The 18,094-nt window shown below is 56.3% G+C and carries 16 protein-coding genes; 13 read left to right on the forward strand and 3 right to left on the reverse strand.

Annotation, left to right across the window (positions count from 1 at the left end):
- Positions 1-55: 55 nt before the first annotated feature.
- Complete coding sequence (locus tag X773_RS63835) at positions 56-793, forward strand: polysaccharide deacetylase family protein (RefSeq protein WP_023678739.1); 738 nt, start codon at positions 56-58, stop codon at positions 791-793.
- On the opposite strand, the gene X773_RS63840 is transcribed toward X773_RS63835, so the two are convergent.
- A complete protein-coding gene (locus X773_RS63840) occupies positions 794-1,183 on the reverse strand; it encodes a DUF427 domain-containing protein (RefSeq protein ID WP_023678740.1) in 390 nt (129 codons plus the stop codon). It lies immediately after the preceding gene.
- Positions 1,184-1,310: 127 nt separating this feature from the next.
- Entirely contained in the window at positions 1,311-1,697 is a 387-nt protein-coding gene (locus X773_RS63845) for a hypothetical protein (RefSeq protein WP_023678741.1), read from the reverse strand.
- A 176-nt stretch (positions 1,698-1,873) separates the two neighbouring features.
- On the opposite strand from X773_RS63845, the gene X773_RS63850 reads away from it, so the two are divergent.
- Positions 1,874-3,502 carry a fatty-acid--CoA ligase gene (locus X773_RS63850; RefSeq protein ID WP_023678742.1) on the forward strand — a complete coding sequence of 543 codons (1,629 nt, stop codon included), beginning with the start codon at positions 1,874-1,876 and terminating at the stop codon, positions 3,500-3,502.
- A gap of 83 nt (positions 3,503-3,585) precedes the next feature.
- Positions 3,586-4,371 (forward strand): DUF1499 domain-containing protein, encoded by a 786-nt coding sequence (locus tag X773_RS63855; protein ID WP_023678743.1) that lies wholly within the window; start codon positions 3,586-3,588, stop codon positions 4,369-4,371.
- Here X773_RS63855 and X773_RS63860 read toward each other — a convergent pair.
- A complete protein-coding gene (locus X773_RS63860) occupies positions 4,304-5,293 on the reverse strand; it encodes an MBL fold metallo-hydrolase (RefSeq protein WP_023678744.1) in 990 nt (329 codons plus the stop codon). The genes X773_RS63855 and X773_RS63860 overlap by 68 nt on opposite strands.
- A gap of 113 nt (positions 5,294-5,406) precedes the next feature.
- Here X773_RS63860 and X773_RS63865 point away from each other — a divergent pair, with 113 nt between their 5' ends.
- From X773_RS63865 to X773_RS63905, 10 genes are all read left to right on the forward strand, one after another.
- Positions 5,407-5,997, forward strand: a complete 591-nt coding sequence (locus X773_RS63865) for a biotin transporter BioY (protein ID WP_023678745.1) — start codon at positions 5,407-5,409, stop codon at positions 5,995-5,997.
- Between the two features lie 376 nt (positions 5,998-6,373).
- Complete coding sequence (locus tag X773_RS74925; RefSeq protein ID WP_023678746.1) at positions 6,374-6,964, forward strand: transcription termination/antitermination NusG family protein; 591 nt, start codon at positions 6,374-6,376, stop codon at positions 6,962-6,964.
- A 147-nt stretch (positions 6,965-7,111) separates the two neighbouring features.
- Positions 7,112-8,431, forward strand: a complete 1,320-nt coding sequence (locus X773_RS63870; RefSeq protein WP_023678747.1) for a UDP-glucose/GDP-mannose dehydrogenase family protein — start codon at positions 7,112-7,114, stop codon at positions 8,429-8,431.
- A 40-nt stretch (positions 8,432-8,471) separates the two neighbouring features.
- On the forward strand, positions 8,472-9,749 hold the full coding sequence (locus X773_RS63875; RefSeq protein ID WP_245274766.1) for a sugar transferase: 1,278 nt from the start codon (positions 8,472-8,474) through the stop codon (positions 9,747-9,749).
- Positions 9,750-10,162: 413 nt separating this feature from the next.
- Positions 10,163-11,437 carry a nucleotide sugar dehydrogenase gene (locus X773_RS63880; RefSeq protein WP_023678749.1) on the forward strand — a complete coding sequence of 425 codons (1,275 nt, stop codon included), beginning with the start codon at positions 10,163-10,165 and terminating at the stop codon, positions 11,435-11,437.
- Entirely contained in the window at positions 11,437-12,468 is a 1,032-nt protein-coding gene (locus X773_RS63885) for an NAD-dependent epimerase (protein WP_023678750.1), read from the forward strand. The genes X773_RS63880 and X773_RS63885 overlap by 1 nt, the downstream gene beginning before the upstream one ends.
- Before the next feature lie 526 nt (positions 12,469-12,994).
- Positions 12,995-14,197 carry a glycosyltransferase family 4 protein gene (locus tag X773_RS63890; RefSeq protein WP_198023601.1) on the forward strand — a complete coding sequence of 401 codons (1,203 nt, stop codon included), beginning with the start codon at positions 12,995-12,997 and terminating at the stop codon, positions 14,195-14,197.
- 85 nt (positions 14,198-14,282) lie between these two features.
- Positions 14,283-15,353: an EpsG family protein gene (locus X773_RS63895; RefSeq protein ID WP_031212253.1), complete on the forward strand. Its 1,071-nt coding sequence runs from the start codon at positions 14,283-14,285 to the stop codon at positions 15,351-15,353.
- Between the two features lie 213 nt (positions 15,354-15,566).
- Complete coding sequence (locus tag X773_RS63900; RefSeq protein ID WP_198023602.1) at positions 15,567-16,613, forward strand: glycosyltransferase; 1,047 nt, start codon at positions 15,567-15,569, stop codon at positions 16,611-16,613.
- Positions 16,614-16,746: 133 nt separating this feature from the next.
- Positions 16,747-17,982, forward strand: a complete 1,236-nt coding sequence (locus X773_RS63905) for an oligosaccharide flippase family protein (RefSeq protein ID WP_023678754.1) — start codon at positions 16,747-16,749, stop codon at positions 17,980-17,982.
- The last annotated feature ends 112 nt before the right edge of the window (positions 17,983-18,094 follow it).

The raw sequence follows: 18,094 nt of genomic DNA on the forward strand, positions 1-18,094 counted from the left end.
TGGCGGTCTTGGGGTCGCCGCTTCAACTTTGAACCGGCCGACCTGGAAATAATCGATGCGCCCGTTCCAAAAGTATTTTTGCGCCATTGCGATATCGCTGTGGGCTGTTTCTCCTGGCAACGCCCAGTTGCTCGTCGCACCGACGCTGCACATCAAGACCGAGGCGGGCGGCGGCCGCGTCGCGCTGACGCTCGATGCGTGCGGCGGAAGGACCGACACACGGATTCTCTCGGCGCTGGTGGAAAACAAGATTCCTGCCACCATTTTCGTCACCGGCATCTGGCTGAAGCACAACGCCGCCGCCGTCGAGATCATGCGGGCGCATCCCGAAATGTTTGAATTGGAAAACCATGGCGGCCGCCATGTCCCGGCCGTCGACACGCCGCAAAAGATCTACGGCATTCGCAGTGCCGGCAGCCCGGAGGCCGTGCTGGCCGAGGTCGAATCGGGTGCTGCCGCTCTCGCCGTGACCGGCGAACCGGCGCCGAAATGGTTTCGCGGCGCAACCGCCGAATACAGCCCGTCGGCAATCGCGATGATACGCAAGCTTGGTTTCAAGATCGCCGGATTCTCAATCAACGGCGATGGCGGGTCATTGCTCGGCGCAAAAGAGACCGCCCGGCGCATTGCCGCGGCAAAGGACGGCGACGTCATCATCGCTCACATCAACCAGCCGACCCATGCGGCCGGCGAAGGCGTGGTGCAGGGACTTCTGGCGCTGAAGGCCAAGGGCCTCACCTTCGTGCGTCTCGACGATGCCGACGGCGTCGGCGATGAAGGCACCACCGACTGATCAGTCGGGCGTGGCCTCGATGGTCACCTTGTTCGGATAGAACGCGCCGTGGTCGCGGATATCGGCCATCTCGTCGAACGGCCGCTCATAGGCCCACATCGCATCCTTGCCTGCATCGCCGGCGGGCAGCACGCTCCAATAGCTGGCATCGCCCTTATAGGGGCAATGGGTCGAGTGTTCGGTCTTGCCAAGCTGTTTGAAGTCGATGTCGCCGAACGGAATGTAGAAAACCGGGGGGTAGGGCGATTCGGTCAGCACTTTGACCTTGTTGGACGAAGCGATGACGACATCGCCGGCGCGCACCGTCACGGTGCCCTTGTAAGGCTCGACTGTGATGACCTTGCCAGGATTGCGCTGAAAGCCGGGTGACGGGTTTGCGATCTGGTCCATATCGGATCTCCTTGCCTCTACCCCAAGATGTGTCTGGCAAGAGCCTTGCGCAATAGCTGCCTGCCACCAGGCGGGCATCGCCCCACGGGGGCAAGTCTCGCGCTTTCCTCCGATACCTCGCCTAGAATTAGGCGGCGGCCTGGAATGCGTCCATCAGCCCGGCATAGGCGGCGGCAATCCCGGCCACCGGGTTGGTGCTTTTCGAGGTGGTCTCGACCTTCAGCGCACCACCGCTGGTCGGCAAGGTGAGCAGCAGGAACTGGCGATTGCCGGCATCGCCGACCGATGCGGCGGCAACGTGCTGGGCTTCGCCCTCGTTCTCGACGCACATCTTGAACAAGAGTGTGCCGCCGACCGCCTCGAGAGCGCCGCCAACGACCTCGACGAATTCATCTTCGGAAACGGTTTTGGCGCCGGGAACCAGATCGGCCGGCGCCACGTCGGTCGCCACCAGATCGGCCAGGCTTTCGGCAAGCGTATTTTCGAGGGCTTTGTCGTCGAGCTGCGCGTCCATGCGAACCTCTTTCATTCGCCAATCGCGCCCCGCCGTTAATCAACGTTAACGCCGAGCATGGCCGGATTGTGGCGAATTCGGCCTCAATTGGCTCCATGCCCCGCTCCAGCCCGATCCTGGCTGGACAATCCGCCGGTTCGTCCCACAATGGCGAAAAAATAACCGGGAGGAACAAGATGCTCGGGCTGATGCAGGAATGGCCGCTGCTTTGCCATAAGCTGATCGATAATGCTGAGAGGCAGCACGGCAGCCGCGAAATCGTGTCGCGTTCGATCGAGGGGCCGATCGTGCGCAGCACATATGCCGAAATCCATGATCGTGCCCTGAAGGTCGCCGAGCGGCTCGAGCGTGACGGTTTCGGGCTTGGCGACCGCATCGCGACCCTGGCCTGGAACACCGCGCGCCACATCGAGGCCTGGTACGGCATCATGGGTGTCGGCGCCATCTATCACACGCTCAACCCGCGGCTCTTTCCCGAGCAGATCACCTGGATCATGAACAATGCCGGGGACAAGGCGATGTTCGTCGACCTGACCTTCCTGCCGCTGCTCGAAAAGATCGCCGGCGCGGTCAAGTCGCTGAAGCAGGTTATCGTGCTGACCGACAACGCGCATATGCCGGAGACTGCGCTGCCCAATGTGGTTGCGTACGAAGAATGGCTTGCTGGAGCCGACGGCAACTTCGCCTGGAAGACATTCGATGAAAACACCGCCGCCGGCATGTGCTACACATCCGGCACGACGGGCGACCCGAAGGGCGTCCTCTACAGCCATCGTTCGAACGTGCTGCACGCCATGATCGCCGCGATGCCCGACGCCATGGGCCTGTCGTCACGCGATACTATATTGCCGGTCGTGCCGATGTTTCACGCCAACGCCTGGGGCCTTGCCCAGAGCGCGCCGATGATCGGCGCCAAGCTGGTCATGCCCGGCTGTAAGATGGATGGGGCTTCGCTCTACGAGCTGCTCGACACCGAGCAGGTGACCTTCAGCGCCGCCGTGCCGACGGTGTGGATGATGCTCCTCCAGCATCTGGAAGAGACCGGCAAGAAACTGCCCTATCTGCAGAAAGTCGTCATCGGCGGCTCGTCCTGTCCACGCGCGCTCACGACGAAGTTCCAGGACAATTACGGTGTCCAGGTCGTCCACGCGTGGGGCATGACCGAGATGTCGCCGCTCGGCACGCTGTGCACCCTGAAGCCGGACTATGCCGGGCTGAAGGGTGAAGCCCGCCTCGACGTCCAGCAGAAGCAAGGCTTTACGCCATTCGGCATCGAAATGAAGGTGACGGACGACGCCGGCAACGAACTGCCATGGGACGGCAAGACCTTCGGCCGGCTCAAGGTCCGCGGGCCGGCCGTCGCGCGCGCCTATTATGGCGGCATCGGATCCGAACATTTCGATCAAGACGGCTGGTTCGATACCGGTGACGTCGCGCATATCGACCCCGGAGGCTATATGCAGATCACCGACCGCGCCAAGGACGTGATCAAGTCGGGCGGCGAATGGATCTCGACCATCGAGCTCGAGAACCTCGCGGTCGGCCATCCCGATGTGGCGGAGGCCGCCGCCATCGGCATTCCGCATTCGAAATGGGGCGAGCGGCCTTTGCTCGTGGTCGTGCGTAAGCCGGGCAGGGAACCGACCAAGACGGACATCCTCGCCTTCATGGACGGCAAGGTGGCGAAGTGGTGGATGCCGGACGACGTCGCCTTTGTCGGCGAAATCCCACACACCGCTGCCGGCAAGATCCAGAAGATTACCTTGCGCCAGCAGTTCCGAGATTATCACCTGCCGACGGATTGACCGGAGATGCAGCGTCTTTGCGTCTTCAAGCCGCCGCTGAAAGGCACTATGCCTGTGTTCGGGTTGGGGCAGCGCGGAAACCAATGACGGGAATTCCCGAGCGACAAACGTCGAGGGCTGCCGGTTGGTCGCGGCGCGCCGGCGCGTTTTCGGCAGTCCTGCTGCTGACCGCTCTCATCGGCCATCGCTATGACCTCGTCGAGACCCAAGCTTTCCTATGGGTGCTTGGCATTGTCGCCTTGCTCGCCGCGTTTGCGCTTTTGTTTGCCGGGTTTGCCTTCGCGCGATTGTGGAACTTCGGTGATCGTGGCGGCCAAGACCTGACCGCCGGCGCCTTGCTGGCGTTTCTGGTGCTCATCCCTTACGCTGTCGGGGCCTATTGGGCGGCGACCTATCCGCCGCTGCGCGACATCTCGACGAATTTCGACGACCCGCCGGCGCTCGATATTTCTACCCGGACAAAGGATATGAACGAGCTTTTGCCGCCGACACCCGGCGAGCAGCGCCTGCAAATCGAAGCTTATCCGCTTGTTACCGGACGCAGCTACACCTTGCCTTTCGATCGCATTCTGGAGGCGGTCAAAACCGTGCTCGATCGGCGCGGCTGGCAGCTCACGGCGCCGTTTCCAGACGCAGCGGGGCAAAGCGACGTGACGGTCCATGCGCTGGCCAACAGCTTGCTGCTTGGTCTTCCCGCCGATGTCGCCATCCGCGTGACCGACGACGGCGATGCGGTCATCGTCGATATGCGCTCGGCCTCGCGTTACGGCCGCTACGACCTTGGCGACAATGCAGCGCGCATCACCGATTTCCTTTCCGAACTCGACCAGGAAGTCGCCGGCCAGGTGGGCGTGGCGCCGGCGGAATGATATCCGAAGTGTGCTGCGTTGCCGGCGAATAGATGCCGTCGATAGCCGGCGCGCCGTCGGTGTGGACCAGGCCCTGCGCCACCAGGTCTTCCAGATGGGCAAGCACCGACAGGCCGGCCGCGCCATGCAGGCGCGGGTCGGTGTCGCGATAGATCGCGTCCACCATGTCCTTGATTGTCCGGTCGCCGTTGTTGATCCGCTCCAGAATTGCGCGTTCGCGTATTTTTCGATGCGTTTTCAATCCGCGCATGAAGTTGCGCGGCTCGGTCACCGGCCCGCCATGGCCGGGCAGCAGCAGCCGGTCGTCACGTTCGATGAGCCGATCGAGCGATGTCATGTAGTCGGCCATGGCGCCGTCCGGCGGCGCGACGATGGAAGTCGACCACGCCATGACGTGATCAGCCGAGAAAAGGATGCCGGTTCCCTCCAGCGCGAAGGCCGCGTGATTGGCGGTATGGCCGGGCGTCAGCACCGTCCGGATCGCCCAGCCGTCGCCGTCGATGACCATATCGTCCGGCAGCGCGATATCAGGAACAAAGTCGGTGTCGGCGCTGGCATCGAATGGATTGACCTCGCCGGTGCGCAACGGCCGCGCCGGGCGATGCCGGCCTTCCGCCAGAACCGCCGCACCGGTGTGCTGCTTCAGCCGCGCCGCCAGGGGCGAATGGTCGCGATGCGTGTGGCTGACGAAGATATGGCTGACCGGCCTCGTCCCTATCGCTTCGAGCAGCGTTTGAAGATGTGCCTCGTCATCCGGACCCGGATCGATCACCGCCAGCGTCTCGCGCCCGACGATATAGCTGTTGGTTCCGTGAAACGTGAACGGGCTTGGATTCGGGGCCGTGATTCGAAGCACGTCGGGCGCAACGCTCACGCCCTGGCCGTAGGCCGGATCGAAGCGTGTGTCGAATTTCAGCGCCATGCGAACGTCGCGACCTTTTTGGGGCGAGGGCAAAACCGATTGCCGCATAGCACGGAAGCCAATATAGGAAAACGCAAGGCCGCGTTTGGCGGCAATCCGGAACGGGGAAGACCATGGCAATTGCAACGACGATGCGTCCGCTCATTTCTCTCGCTCTGCCTGAAAAGGGCACGGCCCGGCTGGCGGGACAGCTTTTGCTGGCGATCGCCGGAACGCTGCTGCTGATCTTGTCTGCCAAGAGCAAGGTCATGCTCGGACCGGTCGATATCTCGATGCAGACGCTCGCCGTCTTGCTGATCGCCGCCGCCTTCGGCATGCGCCTCGGCGTCGCCACGCTGCTCCTCTACATGGCCGAGGGCGCATTGGGCGTTCCAGTCTTCCAGAGCACCCCGGAAAAGGGCATCGGCATTGCCTACATGCTCGGTTCGACCGGCGGTTATCTAGCCGGCTTCGTCGTCATGGCGGCGATCGTCGGCTGGGCTGCCGACCGTGGCTGGGATCGCCATCCTATCAAGCTCTTCAATGCCATGCTGGTGGCCGAGATCGTCATGATGGCAATGGGCTTTGCCTGGCTGGCGCTGTTGATCGGCCCGGAAAAATCCTGGCAGTTCGGGGTGTTGCCCTTTATCGTCGGTGATCTGATCAAGGTTGCGCTGGCCGCGAGCTTGGTGCCGGCTGTCTGGTCGCTGTTGAAGCGTTCGTGAAGCCGGTCGAGCGGTGATAACCTGTTCTGCGCGACAGTGATTTTTCGCCGCAGTTGGTGTGGCCGTGCAGAATCTTTGTCGCTGGCGGCAGGCTTGTGCGCGACGCCATCCGTCACATTAGCTTCAAGTCGACGGACTAAGTACCAGAACCAACGGGCGATTCGTCACGACCAGCGTAACCAAGCACCTACGCATGGAAATAAATTGCTCGACATAGCATCTCAGCCAGCTGAAAAAGAAAGCGGCTCGATGATTATTTTAGGCACAGCTAAATTTCTGGACAATGTGTAGGAAATTCTTAACCCAACCGCCTTGACTCTAGTGGCTTGGTTGCTTGCTGGTATCCACACACTGTCGTAACCGTTGACCTGAGATCATGCCACCGACCGCCGAAGGAAGACACGTGAGTAGCGCGGAAAAAACAACGAGCAAGGCAACAGCCCTGTCGCCTGAGCCGACCGCCACGCCGGCAACGCGCTGGTATGCGGCCAGCGTCTTTCCCGGGAAGGAGCATGTCGCAGAGCGGCATCTCCGGATCCAGGGATTCGAGCCCTTTGTGCCTCGCTGCGAGAAAACCGTGCGTCATGCCCGGCGGCTCGAAACACGGTCCGCAGCTTATTTCCCGGGTTATATGTTCATCGCCCTTGACGTCGCGCTGCAACGTTGGCGCTCGATCAACGGAACGTTCGGTGTGCGCTCCCTCGTCATGCAAGGGGACCGGCCTTTGCCTGTCCCCTCCGGTCTGGTAGAGCGCTTCATTGCGTTGACCGGCAGGCACGGCCTGCTCGACTTCAGTGGCGGCCTCGCAGCCGGTGCTTCGGTTCGGATCCTTTCCGGCCCGTTCGCGGAAATGATCGGTCGCCTTGACCGGCTCGATCCAGCCGGAAGGGCTCGGGTTCTGGTTGCGATCATGAATGGCGAGATACCTGTCGACCTTGATACCAGGGATCTCGTCGCCATCGCATAGTCGTAAGCATCGAGGTGCGGCGAGGCGATGCAAATTGTTGTAGGATCGGCTCTCGGGTTTTCACCCGGGAGTGCGGTAGCCGTTCTTCGGTGGGACTAGGCGCTGTCTGACGAGATCGTCTCGTCGGCGCTAATGAGAGTACGCGCTATGCGAATAACAATGATTGGTGCCGGCTATGTAGGGCTCGTCTCGGGCGCCTGCTTCGCCGACTTTGGCCATCAGGTCTGCTGCGTCGACCGGGATGCGGAAAAGCTTGCCATGCTCAAACTCGGCAAGATACCGATCTATGAGCCAGGGCTCGACGACCTCGTCACCACGAATACCGCGCAAGGTCGCTTGCGTTTCGACGACAATCTGGCCGATGCCGTTTCTCAATCGGATGTCGTCTTCATAGCCGTCGGCACGCCGTCACGGCGTGGCGATGGGCACGCCGATCTGTCCTTCGTTTACGATGCGGCCGCCGAAGTTGGCCGCGCGCTCAAAGGATTTACGGTCGTGGTGACGAAATCGACCGTCCCTGTAGGTACCGGCGATGAGGTGGAACGGATCATCCGCGAGCAAAATTCCGCCGCCGATTTTGCGGTGGTCTCCAATCCGGAATTTCTTCGCGAAGGATCGGCCATCGAGGATTTCAAGCGGCCCGACCGCATCATTGTCGGGACCGATGCAGAACGGGCCAAGGCCGTCATGGGCGAGATCTACCGTCCACTCTCGTTGAATGTCGCGCCGATATTCTATACGAGCCGGCGTACGGCTGAGCTTACCAAATATGCTGGCAACGCATTTCTGGCCATGAAGATCACCTTCATCAACGAAATTGCCGATCTCTGCGAGAGGTTGGGGGCCGATGTGCAGGACGTCGCGCGCGGCATCGGCATGGACAACCGCATCGGTGCAAAGTTTCTTCATGCTGGACCGGGCTATGGCGGCTCCTGTTTCCCGAAAGATACGCTGGCACTGGTCAAGACCGCGCAGGACGCGGCAAGCCCGGTGCGGCTGATTGAAACGACGGTCTCGATAAACGACCAGCGCAAGCGGGCGATGGCGCGCAAGGTGGTCGAGGCCTGCGGCGGCTCTGTGCGCGGCAAGACTGTCGGTATCCTTGGCCTGACGTTCAAGCCGAACACCGACGATATGCGCGATGCCCCCTCATTGGCCATTATTCAGGCGCTCAAGGACGCGGGCGCTTCGATCAAAGCCTATGATCCGGTGGGCATGGACCAAGCGCGCAAGATAATTGAGGGCATTGAGCTCTGCGAAAGCGCTTATGCAGTAGCCGATGGTTCGCACGCGATCGTCATCGTCACCGAATGGAATGCGTTTCGGTCATTGGATCTGAAACGGCTCCGTGCGCTCATGGCGACGCCGGTTATGGTTGATCTGCGAAACGTCTACCGCTGCGAGGACGTCGTGAAGGAAGGCATAGCCTATTCGAGCGTTGGCCGAGAGCGGCATTCTGTCCAGTGAACATCCAGGTTTTTATGGGGCCCAATTCGCGGGATTCAAATTGATCGCCACCACCATCCATTTACCCAATAAACGGCATCTCCTGCTTCGGATGCGCTTTCAGCTTCTTGGCGGATTGACATTCGCTATCGTGCTGCCGGCGCTCATCCGCATATCGTTCAATCAGCAAGTAATCTGGTCGCCAAACATGCAGGTTACGATTTTTGCAGCGCTCGTCGCCCACACGTCGGGCTACATGCTGTACAAGCGTATCGGCAACTTTCCCGGGGTCGCAGCGGCTGGCTACATCTTGCCCACATTCGCCCTGACTTACGGCCTTGTGTTCGTAACCATCTTCTTCTTCAGATTCGATTATAGTCGGTTCCAGGCGGCGGCCAGCTTTATTCAGTCGACGCTGTGGTATTTTGGCCTGAGCTTGGCCACACGACGGCTCGACTCATATCGGCTGGCCATAATTCCTGGTGGAGACGTCGACAGGCTGGAGAGCATACCGGGTGTGAGTTGGCATAGGATTCATTCGCCGGGCGCGGTCGTTGAGTATGCGAGCGGTGTGGTGGCTGATCTTCGGGCTGATCTATCGGATGAGTGGGAGCGGTACATCGCAGATCGCGCGCTGTCGGGAACGCCGGTCTATCATGTCAAACAAATCAGGGAGTCTCTCACAGGCAGGGTAGAGATCGAGCATCTTTCTGAAAATACCCTCGGTTCCTTGAATCCAAATCAGGCATATCTGAAAATAAAGCAGGCTATAGACTGGTCTTCTGCGTTGTTTGTGCTTATCGTTTTTTCCCCATTGCTGTTGTTTGTAGCGATCGCTATTAAGCTCGATTCCCCTGGGCCGGCGCTTTTTAAACAAAAAAGAATGGGGTACGGAGGACATCCTTACGAGGTCTATAAATTTCGAACGATGAAGCTCAGCGCCACCATTGGCGACGAGAAGGAAGCAGCCATCACGAAGCCCGGCGACGCGCGCATCACACGCTTGGGACAGTTCTTGCGACGAGCCAGGATCGACGAGTTGCCGCAGGCCTTCAACATCCTGCACGGCGAGATGAGCTGGATCGGCCCGAGACCGGAAGCACTCGTGCTCTCGAAATGGTACGAAGCAGAACTGCCATTCTATCGATATCGGCACATCGTTCGGCCTGGCATCACCGGATGGGCACAAGTCAACCAAGGCCACGTTGCGGCCGTGGATGATGTTCTGGAAAAGCTTCACTACGACTTCTACTACATAAAGAATTTCTCCCCTTGGCTCGATGTGTTGATTGTGTTTCGTACCATCCGAACCATGCTGACAGGCTTCGGTGCTCGCTAGGCGCTGAAAAGGGGCTTGCGAGTTTCTTCGACAGTTGCCGGTCTGTCTTCCGCGACTTGATCCTGCCGCTGGCATAAAGCGGGTTGCAACCGGGTCTGATGAGATCGGTTCCAGTGACGAAACAGGCATTGGATGTGCAAATTTTTCGGCGTTGCGGACGTGGTGGATAGGCGATGATTCCAGCTGCGGAGATTCGTCTTTGGTTGAGAGTCCCTCGAAGGCAGAACACGAGTTGGTGCAGAATCGAGCACATCGCTCGCAGCGATCCGAGCGAGGAGGTGTAGCTTGGTCCAACAAATGGCCGAGTGCGACTCCAATCATCGGCATTGGGCGAAGGCTGCATCTATCTGATGGTGCGAATGCATTGCCGATCAGTTCAGACATCCGCGACTAGCGTAGGCAGGACACAAAAAATGAACGTAGATGCCAAAAAAATTGCTATCATCGGGCTAGGTTATGTAGGCCTGCCGTTGGCAGTCGCCTTCGCCGCCACGAGGGATGTGGTCGGATTCGACATCAACCAGGCGAGAGTGGAGTCCCTTAGGCGTGGGGAGGACCACACACTCGAAACTAGTCGTGAAGAAATCAGTTCGGCCTCGCGACTGAAATTTACGACCAACAAAGATGATCTGCGCGATTGCGGAATATTCATCGTCACCGTTCCAACTCCGATCGACAAAGCCAATCGCCCGGATCTGAGGCCGCTGGTTACCGCATCCGCAATGGTCGGTGATGTCATGTCTCGTGGGGCTGTGGTGATCTTTGAATCCACTGTTTATCCCGGCTGCACGGAAGAGGTGTGTGCCCCTCTTATCGAGAGACACTCCGGTTTGCGCTACAATGAAGACTTCTTTTTGGGATATAGCCCGGAGCGCATCAATCCAGGTGACCACGAGCATCGGCTTCAGACAATCGTGAAGGTCACCAGCGGATCAACCCCAGAGGCGGCCAACGCCATTGATGCGTTATATGCGTCGATTGTGTCTGCGGGCACGCATCGGGCGAGCAGCATTGCTGTTGCAGAGGCGGCGAAGGTGATCGAGAACACGCAAAGAGATCTCAACATTGCTCTGATGAATGAGCTGTCGCTGATCTTTGGCAAGCTTGGCATAGACACGTCAGAAGTCTTGCAAGCCGCCGGCACGAAATGGAATTTTTTGCGATTCACACCTGGCCTCGTCGGCGGGCACTGCATTGGCGTAGATCCCTACTATCTCACCCACAAGGCACAAGAACTCGGTTACCATCCGGAAGTCATACTCGCAGGCCGTCGAATCAACGACGGCATGGGAAAACACGCAGCGGACCAGACAGCCCGGCTGATGATGCGCAAAGGAATACCCGTCGTTGGCAGCCGAGTTCTTGTGATGGGCGCAGCCTTCAAGGAAAACTGCCCGGATTTGCGAAATTCTAAGGTCGCCGACCTCGTCGCACAGTTGAAGGAATATAACGCGCAGGTTGACCTCTGGGACCCTTGGGTCGATCCGCAGGAATGTGAACGAGAACTCGGTGTACTGAGTGTGAAGGATATCCCGGCGAGGGCCTATGACGGCGTAATTGTTGCAGTAGGGCACAGGCAATTTAATGCACTGGGCGCCGTCGGCCTACAAGGCCTTCGCAAGACCCCGGGAGTCATTTACGATATCAAAGGTTTGTTTCCCAAGGAAATTACGGATGGACGCTTCTGATGAAAATTTTGGTGACAGGCGCGGCTGGGTTTATCGGCTATCACGTGTCGAAACGTTTGTTGGAGCGCGGTGATGAGGTCGTCGGAATAGACAGCGTCAACAGCTACTACGACCCTGAAATCAAGGAAGCGAGATTGCGGTTGCTGGACGAAGCGAACCGCAGAAGCAATTCTGGCTTTCACTTCATCCGCGGTAATTTGGCTGAGAAGAGCGTGGTGGACGCCTGCTTTACTGCTCACGCCTTTGATCGCGTGATCCATCTCGCCGCCCAGGCTGGGGTTCGCTACAGCCTGGAGAACCCACATGCCTATGTGGAAAGCAACATCATCGCCTACACCAACATGCTTGAAGGGTGTCGCGCCAGCCGTGTGGCGCATTTGACATATGCAAGCACCTCAAGCGTCTACGGGGCGAACACCGACATGCCGTTTTCCGAGCATCGCCCTGCCGACCACCCGCTGCAGTTCTATGCGGCGACAAAGCGTGCCAACGAACTGATGGCACACAGCTATAGCCATCTGTTCGGCTTGCCTACGACTGGCCTTCGCTTCTTCACCGTCTATGGCCCCTGGGGCCGGCCGGACATGGCGCTTTTCCAGTTCACCAAAAATATCCTTGCGGGCGAGCGTATTAAATTATTCAACAATGGCAACCACACGCGCGACTTCACCTACGTCGAGGACATAGCCGAGGGCGTTATTCGTGCGAGCGACCAGCCCGCCGCGCCCAATCCCGACTGGAACTCCGCCGAGCCGGATCCAGCCACCAGCAATGCACCGTGGAGGATTTTCAATATAGGCAACCGCAAGCCGGTGGAACTAACGAAGTACGTAGAGGCGCTTGAGACCGCGCTTGGAACAAAAGCAATCATCGAGCTTTTTCCGCTGCAACCAGGTGATGTCCCAGATACGTATGCGGACACGACTGAACTAAAGAACCGTGTCGGATACAGCCCGAGAACAACGATCGAAGAAGGTATAGGTCGGTTTGTCGAATGGTACAAAAGCTATTATGGAGTACAGCCCTCGTAGCGTATCAAATAACAATGCTTAGGAAGATTTGTGCATTCCTGTACGTGGTCATGATACGTTCGCACTCACGTTTTGCTATTCCGATTAGGAGACTGCTCATCCAGACTATGATTGGAAAAAAAACACCTAATCTAATCGTACGGGCAGATGTAAACATCAGCTCAAGCAGGAACCTGAAGCTTGGTCGAGACGTATCAATCAATCATAGTGTTTTTTTGCTCTGTGAAGGTGGGCTGGAAATTGGTGATTTCGTCTCTATCGCCCATAATACCTCCATTATAACAACAGAACATTCATATTCGGATCCAGATACTCCGATTAAATTTCAACCGATCCAGCGACTTCCCGTAGTCATAGGCTCTAATATTTGGATCGGGTCCCGCGTTACGATTTTGGCTGGAGTGAGGATCGCAAATGGAACTGTTGTCGCTGCGGGGGCGGTTGTGACGCGGAGTATAGACGTGGAGAATACAATTGTTGGCGGGGTTCCTGCGCGCCATATTAAGATGCGATTTTAGATTCAATGATGGAAGAGTTTGATAGAAAGACGGATGGCGGGAAGAAGGTCACTATTGACCTTATAATGCTTTCTAGTTTTAATCGGGCCGGTGGCGGGCGCGAAACGTGGGCCTACAATTTTCTGCCGCGATTATTGCAGGAGAAGGCTGAAGTTTCTCTCTATATCTATGGCCTGAAGAATAACGACGAAGCGGATCACTCGAGCGCATTCTGCTCATATTTCGCAGATAGCAGTAGACGGCGGCTCTCGGTAAAAATTTTTAACGCTGCCAAAAGTAGATTGCCGCGTGTCTTTCTCATGGTGGGATGTCTACTGCGTTCACCGCCCCGAGCTAATGGCGTGGCCGATGAATTGCGAATATCGTTGGGAGTGGGCAGCGTCATTGAGCTGGCGATGATTCTGCTTTTTAGGAATTTCCGTACACAAAGAAGGGTGCTCTGGCTTAGAGGTATTTATCTTCATGAAAAAGCCCCTCGAATTCCGTTCTTTCTTGAGGCGCTCGCTCGGAAGATAGAGATATCTATCCTTTCCAAAGCGCATGTAATCCTGGCGAACGGCGACGACATTGCGGAGCACTATAGAGCGCTGGGACTAGAGGTCACTGTTATCAAAAATGGGGTGGACCTTGCTAGATGGCAGATGCCGCCGCCAACTTTAAAGGCGCCGATTAAGGTCGCATTTGTCGGGCGGCTCTCAAAAGTTAAGGGGATAGAAGAGTTCTTCCGCTCGATCGAGCTTGTTCGAGCTAGGGATGAGGCCTCCAATTTTGAATTCCACATAGTGGGTGACGGAGAATACGCAAGCCGAGCCGTTGAGCTCGCTAAACTCGGCCATCTGAAGTACCACGGCGCGAAACCTAACGATGAAATCGCCGAATTTCTTCGTAATATTGATGTTTGTGTGGCCCTGACATTCTCGTCCTCAACGTTGGGCGGTGGCGGTACGTCTAACGCGCTAATGGAGCAGATGGCAGCCGGGAAAATCATAATAGCTTGGGATAACCCGCACTTCAGACAGCTCGTCGAAGAGGACATTGCATATCTTGTTGGCCAGGGCCGTTGCGACGAGCTAGCCGATACGCTGGTTCGGATTTGCGGCGAGCGCGATGTCGCACTCGCGAAGGCCCTGGGCGGTGTCGAGGTGATCAAGAGATATTCCTTCCAGGCTCAAGTCGATCGGTTTGCCGATATCATACTGGCAGAACATTAGTGGGCATGCTCAGAGGTCCATCTGTGGCTCGCCGATCAGACGCTTTCGAGGGGAGTTGTTACAATATTTCGTCGGAGTCCGGTCGGTGATCTACTACTGGCTTTTTGGGCTGATCCCAGCGTACATATCGTTACAGGATCTCAAGCCAAGGTTAGTTCGTCCTAATGGAACGGGAGCAGCCTGGAAGGCGTATTTGGCCTTGGCAACTATCTTCGTTGGACTCAGATATGAAGTTGGCACCGACTGGCCAAATTATCTGCGCCACTATTATGGGGCAGATGGTCAACGGTTTCTTGACGCTGTGCTGGGCATTGATCCCGGTTACGCGGTCGTCAATTGGGTGTCGTTTCAGCTGGGTTTCGGACTTGTTTCGGTAAACCTCGTGTGCGCTATATTGTTTTTCCTGGGGCTCGCCCAGTTCTGTCGGAATCAGCCGTTTCCGTGGCTGGCGCTTACTGTAGCAGTACCCTACTTGGTAATCGTCGTGGCGATGGGATATACCCGACAAAGTGTTGCAATCTCGCTGGTTATGTTCGCAATGACGTGCATCGGGTCGAGGCAGAATACTAAAGCAATAATTTTTGTACTTGCCGCCGCACTATTCCACAGATCCGCCGTGATTATGCTTCCATTCATTGCGCTGTCGAACTCGGAAGGGCGCGTTATGATAGCTATTTCAACCATCGCGCTAGCTGCTACATTTTTCATGTTATTTTTATATGATTCTGCCGACAGCATATATTTTCGTTATGCGGAAAGGCAACTTGGGTCGCAGGGAGCGCTTGTTCGTATCGTCATGAACCTGCTGCCCGCGCTTATCCTAGTATTCGGGGGCAACCATTTTAAACTAATAGATAGCGAGAAAAGGCTCTGGTGGTGGGTCGCTCTGGCAAGTATAGCGTTAGTAGGCCTTCTATATGTTTCGCCATCTTCGACCGCGGTTGATCGGATTGCATTGTACTTTATTCCTATCCAGATGGTTGTGTTAGGCAGGCTGCCGCTCTTGGCTTCACAACAGAAGAATGCACTTCCTCTGGTCGTTGGCGTTGTAACATATTCCTTGGCAATTATGTATACGTGGCTGAATTTTGCAAATAACGCCGACAGCTGGTTGCCGTACAGGAGCGTACTCTTCGAACACAATCCTTTGAGCTAAGACGGTGGTCGTGGTCTCGTGAGCTCCAGGAGTCCCTGAGGCTACATTGACCGGGTTCTTGCAATTCGCTTGTTGGGAATCGAGCAGCAATGTCGCATGTTCCCTTTCGGGGGCCATTTTCCTCATGGTCATGCTAGGACTTGCGCTGCCCCTAATGGTCAGGGTCAGGCAAAAAGGCAATGGCAGTTCGAGACGGCCTGCCAAGGAGTGCGCGTGGTGATAAAGGTAATGCATCTGCTTCCGAAAGATGGCTTGGGCGGCGCTGAAACAGCTGCTCGTTCCATGAGGGATCTGAGCCGGCCAGGGTTTTCATTCAGATTACAATACATTGTTGAGCCAACCAGCGTCGCGTCGAGGGGCTTTCGTCGCTTCCGTATTGCTCGTGTCAACAATCCGCTGGCACATTTGGTTTCAGTCTATCGGATTGTCGTTGCCCATCCGGACGTCCTGATTGCATCGCTGTGGCCAAGCATGCCTGTGGCCATGCTCATGAAAGTGCTAAGGCCCAGGATGAAGCTGGTCGTTTTTTTGCACAGCGCTCTTCCGGCCCATGCCGTGGACAATTTCCTCACATTGTTAGCATTGAAAATTTGTGATGAGGTGTGGGCTGACTCTGCCAAAACACTAGAGTCCAGGGTTGGCCAGCGTGCCGACACCAGGCGACGTGTGATTTCGTTCGTGGTTGCACGCACAGGTGTTCGTAGCGTAAGCCAATATAGAGGTCCGCGGTTCGTTTTTTGGGGGCGTCTAACACACGACAAAGGGATCGATGTGGCGCTGAAATTTATCAGACTGATACGAGAAAAATATCCGAACGCCAAGTTTGATATTTGGGGGCCAGACAAGGGGGAGAGAGCGAACATTGAAGCTCAAATTAAGAATTCGGGCCTCGAAGGTGTCGTTCGGTTGATGGGGGAGCTTGACCGGTCTGAAATCAGCGCCATTGCAGCTGAGTATTCTTTCTACCTACAGCTAAGCCGTCGCGAGGGCATGGCAATGTCTGTAGTAGAAGCAATGCAACAAGGGCTTGTTCCCGTCGTGACCGCAGTCGGACAAATCGGGTCTTACTGTAAGCCGGGTATGAACTCGCTGATTGTGGATCCTGAAGACCTGGGCAAATCGGTCGAGGATCTCGACAAATTAATCCAAATCCCAGGACGATTTGAGGACCTGAGTGCATCCGCCTTCACCACCTGGGCGGATGCCAAAGAGTATGGAGATGATGTGTTAGAGGGCATAGCGAAGCTCATGCAACGGTAGAAGTGTGTTCGAGAATGACAAAGGATGGCGGCAGTGACCCTTTTGACGAACAGGAGGCCGGCGGTCTTCTGCCTCGCCGCGGATTCTACCAAATGGCAGCCCGCTGCGAACGTTTGTTGAAAATGACGAAGTGATGAACAGACGGTCGTATCTTCGAAGCTTGGGAACTCTTATTGGCGGCAGTACGCTGGCTCAGCTGGTCAATTTTGCCAGCTACCCTTTTATTGCGCGAACCTATTCCCCGGAAAATTTTGGGGTATTTGCGCTGTTTATCACGCTGACAGCGATAGTTGGTTCGGTGTCATGTCTCAGATTTGAGATGATGATCCCTTCGTCTGAGCCGAAAGAGCAGTTTTCTGTCTTCATTGTAGCCCAGTGTTGCAATGCATTCGTCTCTATAGCGTTGGTCGTCTCTTTGGCGATGCTCTCGGCTATTGGTGTTTTATCCACCGGTTTTTACTTCCTATTTTTCGTTGGCGTTGTAGTAGCACTGACCGGATTAACCAACGCCGCCGCGATATTACTTCTTCAGAACGACAAGTACGCTGCGCGGACTGGATCCCTTTTACTGCGAGCCATCGTGACTGTCGCTGCGCAGATTGCCTTGGGTGTGCTTGGCAACAAAGAGACAGGGCTCATTGAAGGTTTTTGCCTGGGATTTGTGGCTCAGGCAATCGTGTTGGTGTATTCCTTAAATAGCCTCGATTTAAATCGACAAATTAAGAGGACTTGGTTGAAGCGCGTGATCGCTCGGTATGGCAAGACGGTCGTGTTCGACATTCCGAGTACTCTGATAAGCGCGCTTGCCATCAACGCAATGAGTGTACTCATATCTCTGTCTTATTCCATTCGAGAGGTTGGGCTATATTCCATTTCATTTCGTATTGCGGCTCTACCACTGTCATTGGTGGCAAACGGATTGTCCGAAGTGTATTTTCAGAAAGCCTCCGCTTCGCACCGCAACAAAGGTAGCTTTCTCTGGGAATTCAACTTCACCCTTTGGACGTCTATCGCATTGTCAGTAGCTGTCGTTGCTGCTTATGCATTGTTTAGCAAACTTGCGGTGTTGATACTGGGGGCGAAGTGGGCAGAGTCAGGAGGAATTGTACTGATATTGCTGCCGCTACTGACTGCGAGGTTGGTTGCCGTTAGTGTTCAGACTACCGCTCTGGTTGTCAGAAAGACAATATGGTTGCTAGCTAACAACATACTGGTATTAGGTGTCATGCTATTGGCTGTCATTCTGGCGAACGTATTTCAATATGATTTTAAGCAATATTTAGTTGCAAACAGTTTAGGGTGTTCGTTTGCTTATTTTTCATTCGTTGTTTTCCTTTACGTTAAGGTCAAATCATATCACGGACCATAGTATACCGGATGGCCCTCTCCTCCCGCCGCAGCGAAGCCTGTGCTTCCGCCACTCGGTTCGTAGCCAGACGCGAAAAGTGTTTAGCTAGTGGGCCGTGGAGTGAAAGGGAAGT

The organism is Mesorhizobium sp. LSJC280B00 (assembly GCF_000502835.1).
Classification (GTDB): domain Bacteria; phylum Pseudomonadota; class Alphaproteobacteria; order Rhizobiales; family Rhizobiaceae; genus Mesorhizobium.

What these genes read in the sequence shown, in the direction of transcription:
- X773_RS63845 (WP_023678741.1), bottom strand. Translation starts at nt 1,697, where the DNA reads ATGGACGCGCAGCTCGACGACAAAGCCCTCGAAAATACGCTTGCCGAA.
- X773_RS63885 (WP_023678750.1), top strand. Translation starts at nt 11,437, where the DNA reads ATGAAAATTTTGGTGACAGGCGCGGCTGGGTTTATCGGCTATCACGTG.
- X773_RS63890 (WP_198023601.1), top strand. Translation starts at nt 12,995, where the DNA reads ATGGAAGAGTTTGATAGAAAGACGGATGGCGGGAAGAAGGTCACTATT.
- X773_RS63905 (WP_023678754.1), top strand. Translation starts at nt 16,747, where the DNA reads ATGAACAGACGGTCGTATCTTCGAAGCTTGGGAACTCTTATTGGCGGC.
- X773_RS63840 (WP_023678740.1), bottom strand. Translation starts at nt 1,183, where the DNA reads ATGGACCAGATCGCAAACCCGTCACCCGGCTTTCAGCGCAATCCTGGC.
- X773_RS63860 (WP_023678744.1), bottom strand. Translation starts at nt 5,293, where the DNA reads ATGGCGCTGAAATTCGACACACGCTTCGATCCGGCCTACGGCCAGGGC.
- X773_RS63880 (WP_023678749.1), top strand. Translation starts at nt 10,163, where the DNA reads ATGAACGTAGATGCCAAAAAAATTGCTATCATCGGGCTAGGTTATGTA.
- X773_RS63870 (WP_023678747.1), top strand. Translation starts at nt 7,112, where the DNA reads ATGCGAATAACAATGATTGGTGCCGGCTATGTAGGGCTCGTCTCGGGC.
- X773_RS63855 (WP_023678743.1), top strand. Translation starts at nt 3,586, where the DNA reads ATGACGGGAATTCCCGAGCGACAAACGTCGAGGGCTGCCGGTTGGTCG.
- X773_RS63865 (WP_023678745.1), top strand. Translation starts at nt 5,407, where the DNA reads ATGGCAATTGCAACGACGATGCGTCCGCTCATTTCTCTCGCTCTGCCT.
- X773_RS74925 (WP_023678746.1), top strand. Translation starts at nt 6,374, where the DNA reads ATGCCACCGACCGCCGAAGGAAGACACGTGAGTAGCGCGGAAAAAACA.
- X773_RS63850 (WP_023678742.1), top strand. Translation starts at nt 1,874, where the DNA reads ATGCTCGGGCTGATGCAGGAATGGCCGCTGCTTTGCCATAAGCTGATC.
- X773_RS63835 (WP_023678739.1), top strand. Translation starts at nt 56, where the DNA reads ATGCGCCCGTTCCAAAAGTATTTTTGCGCCATTGCGATATCGCTGTGG.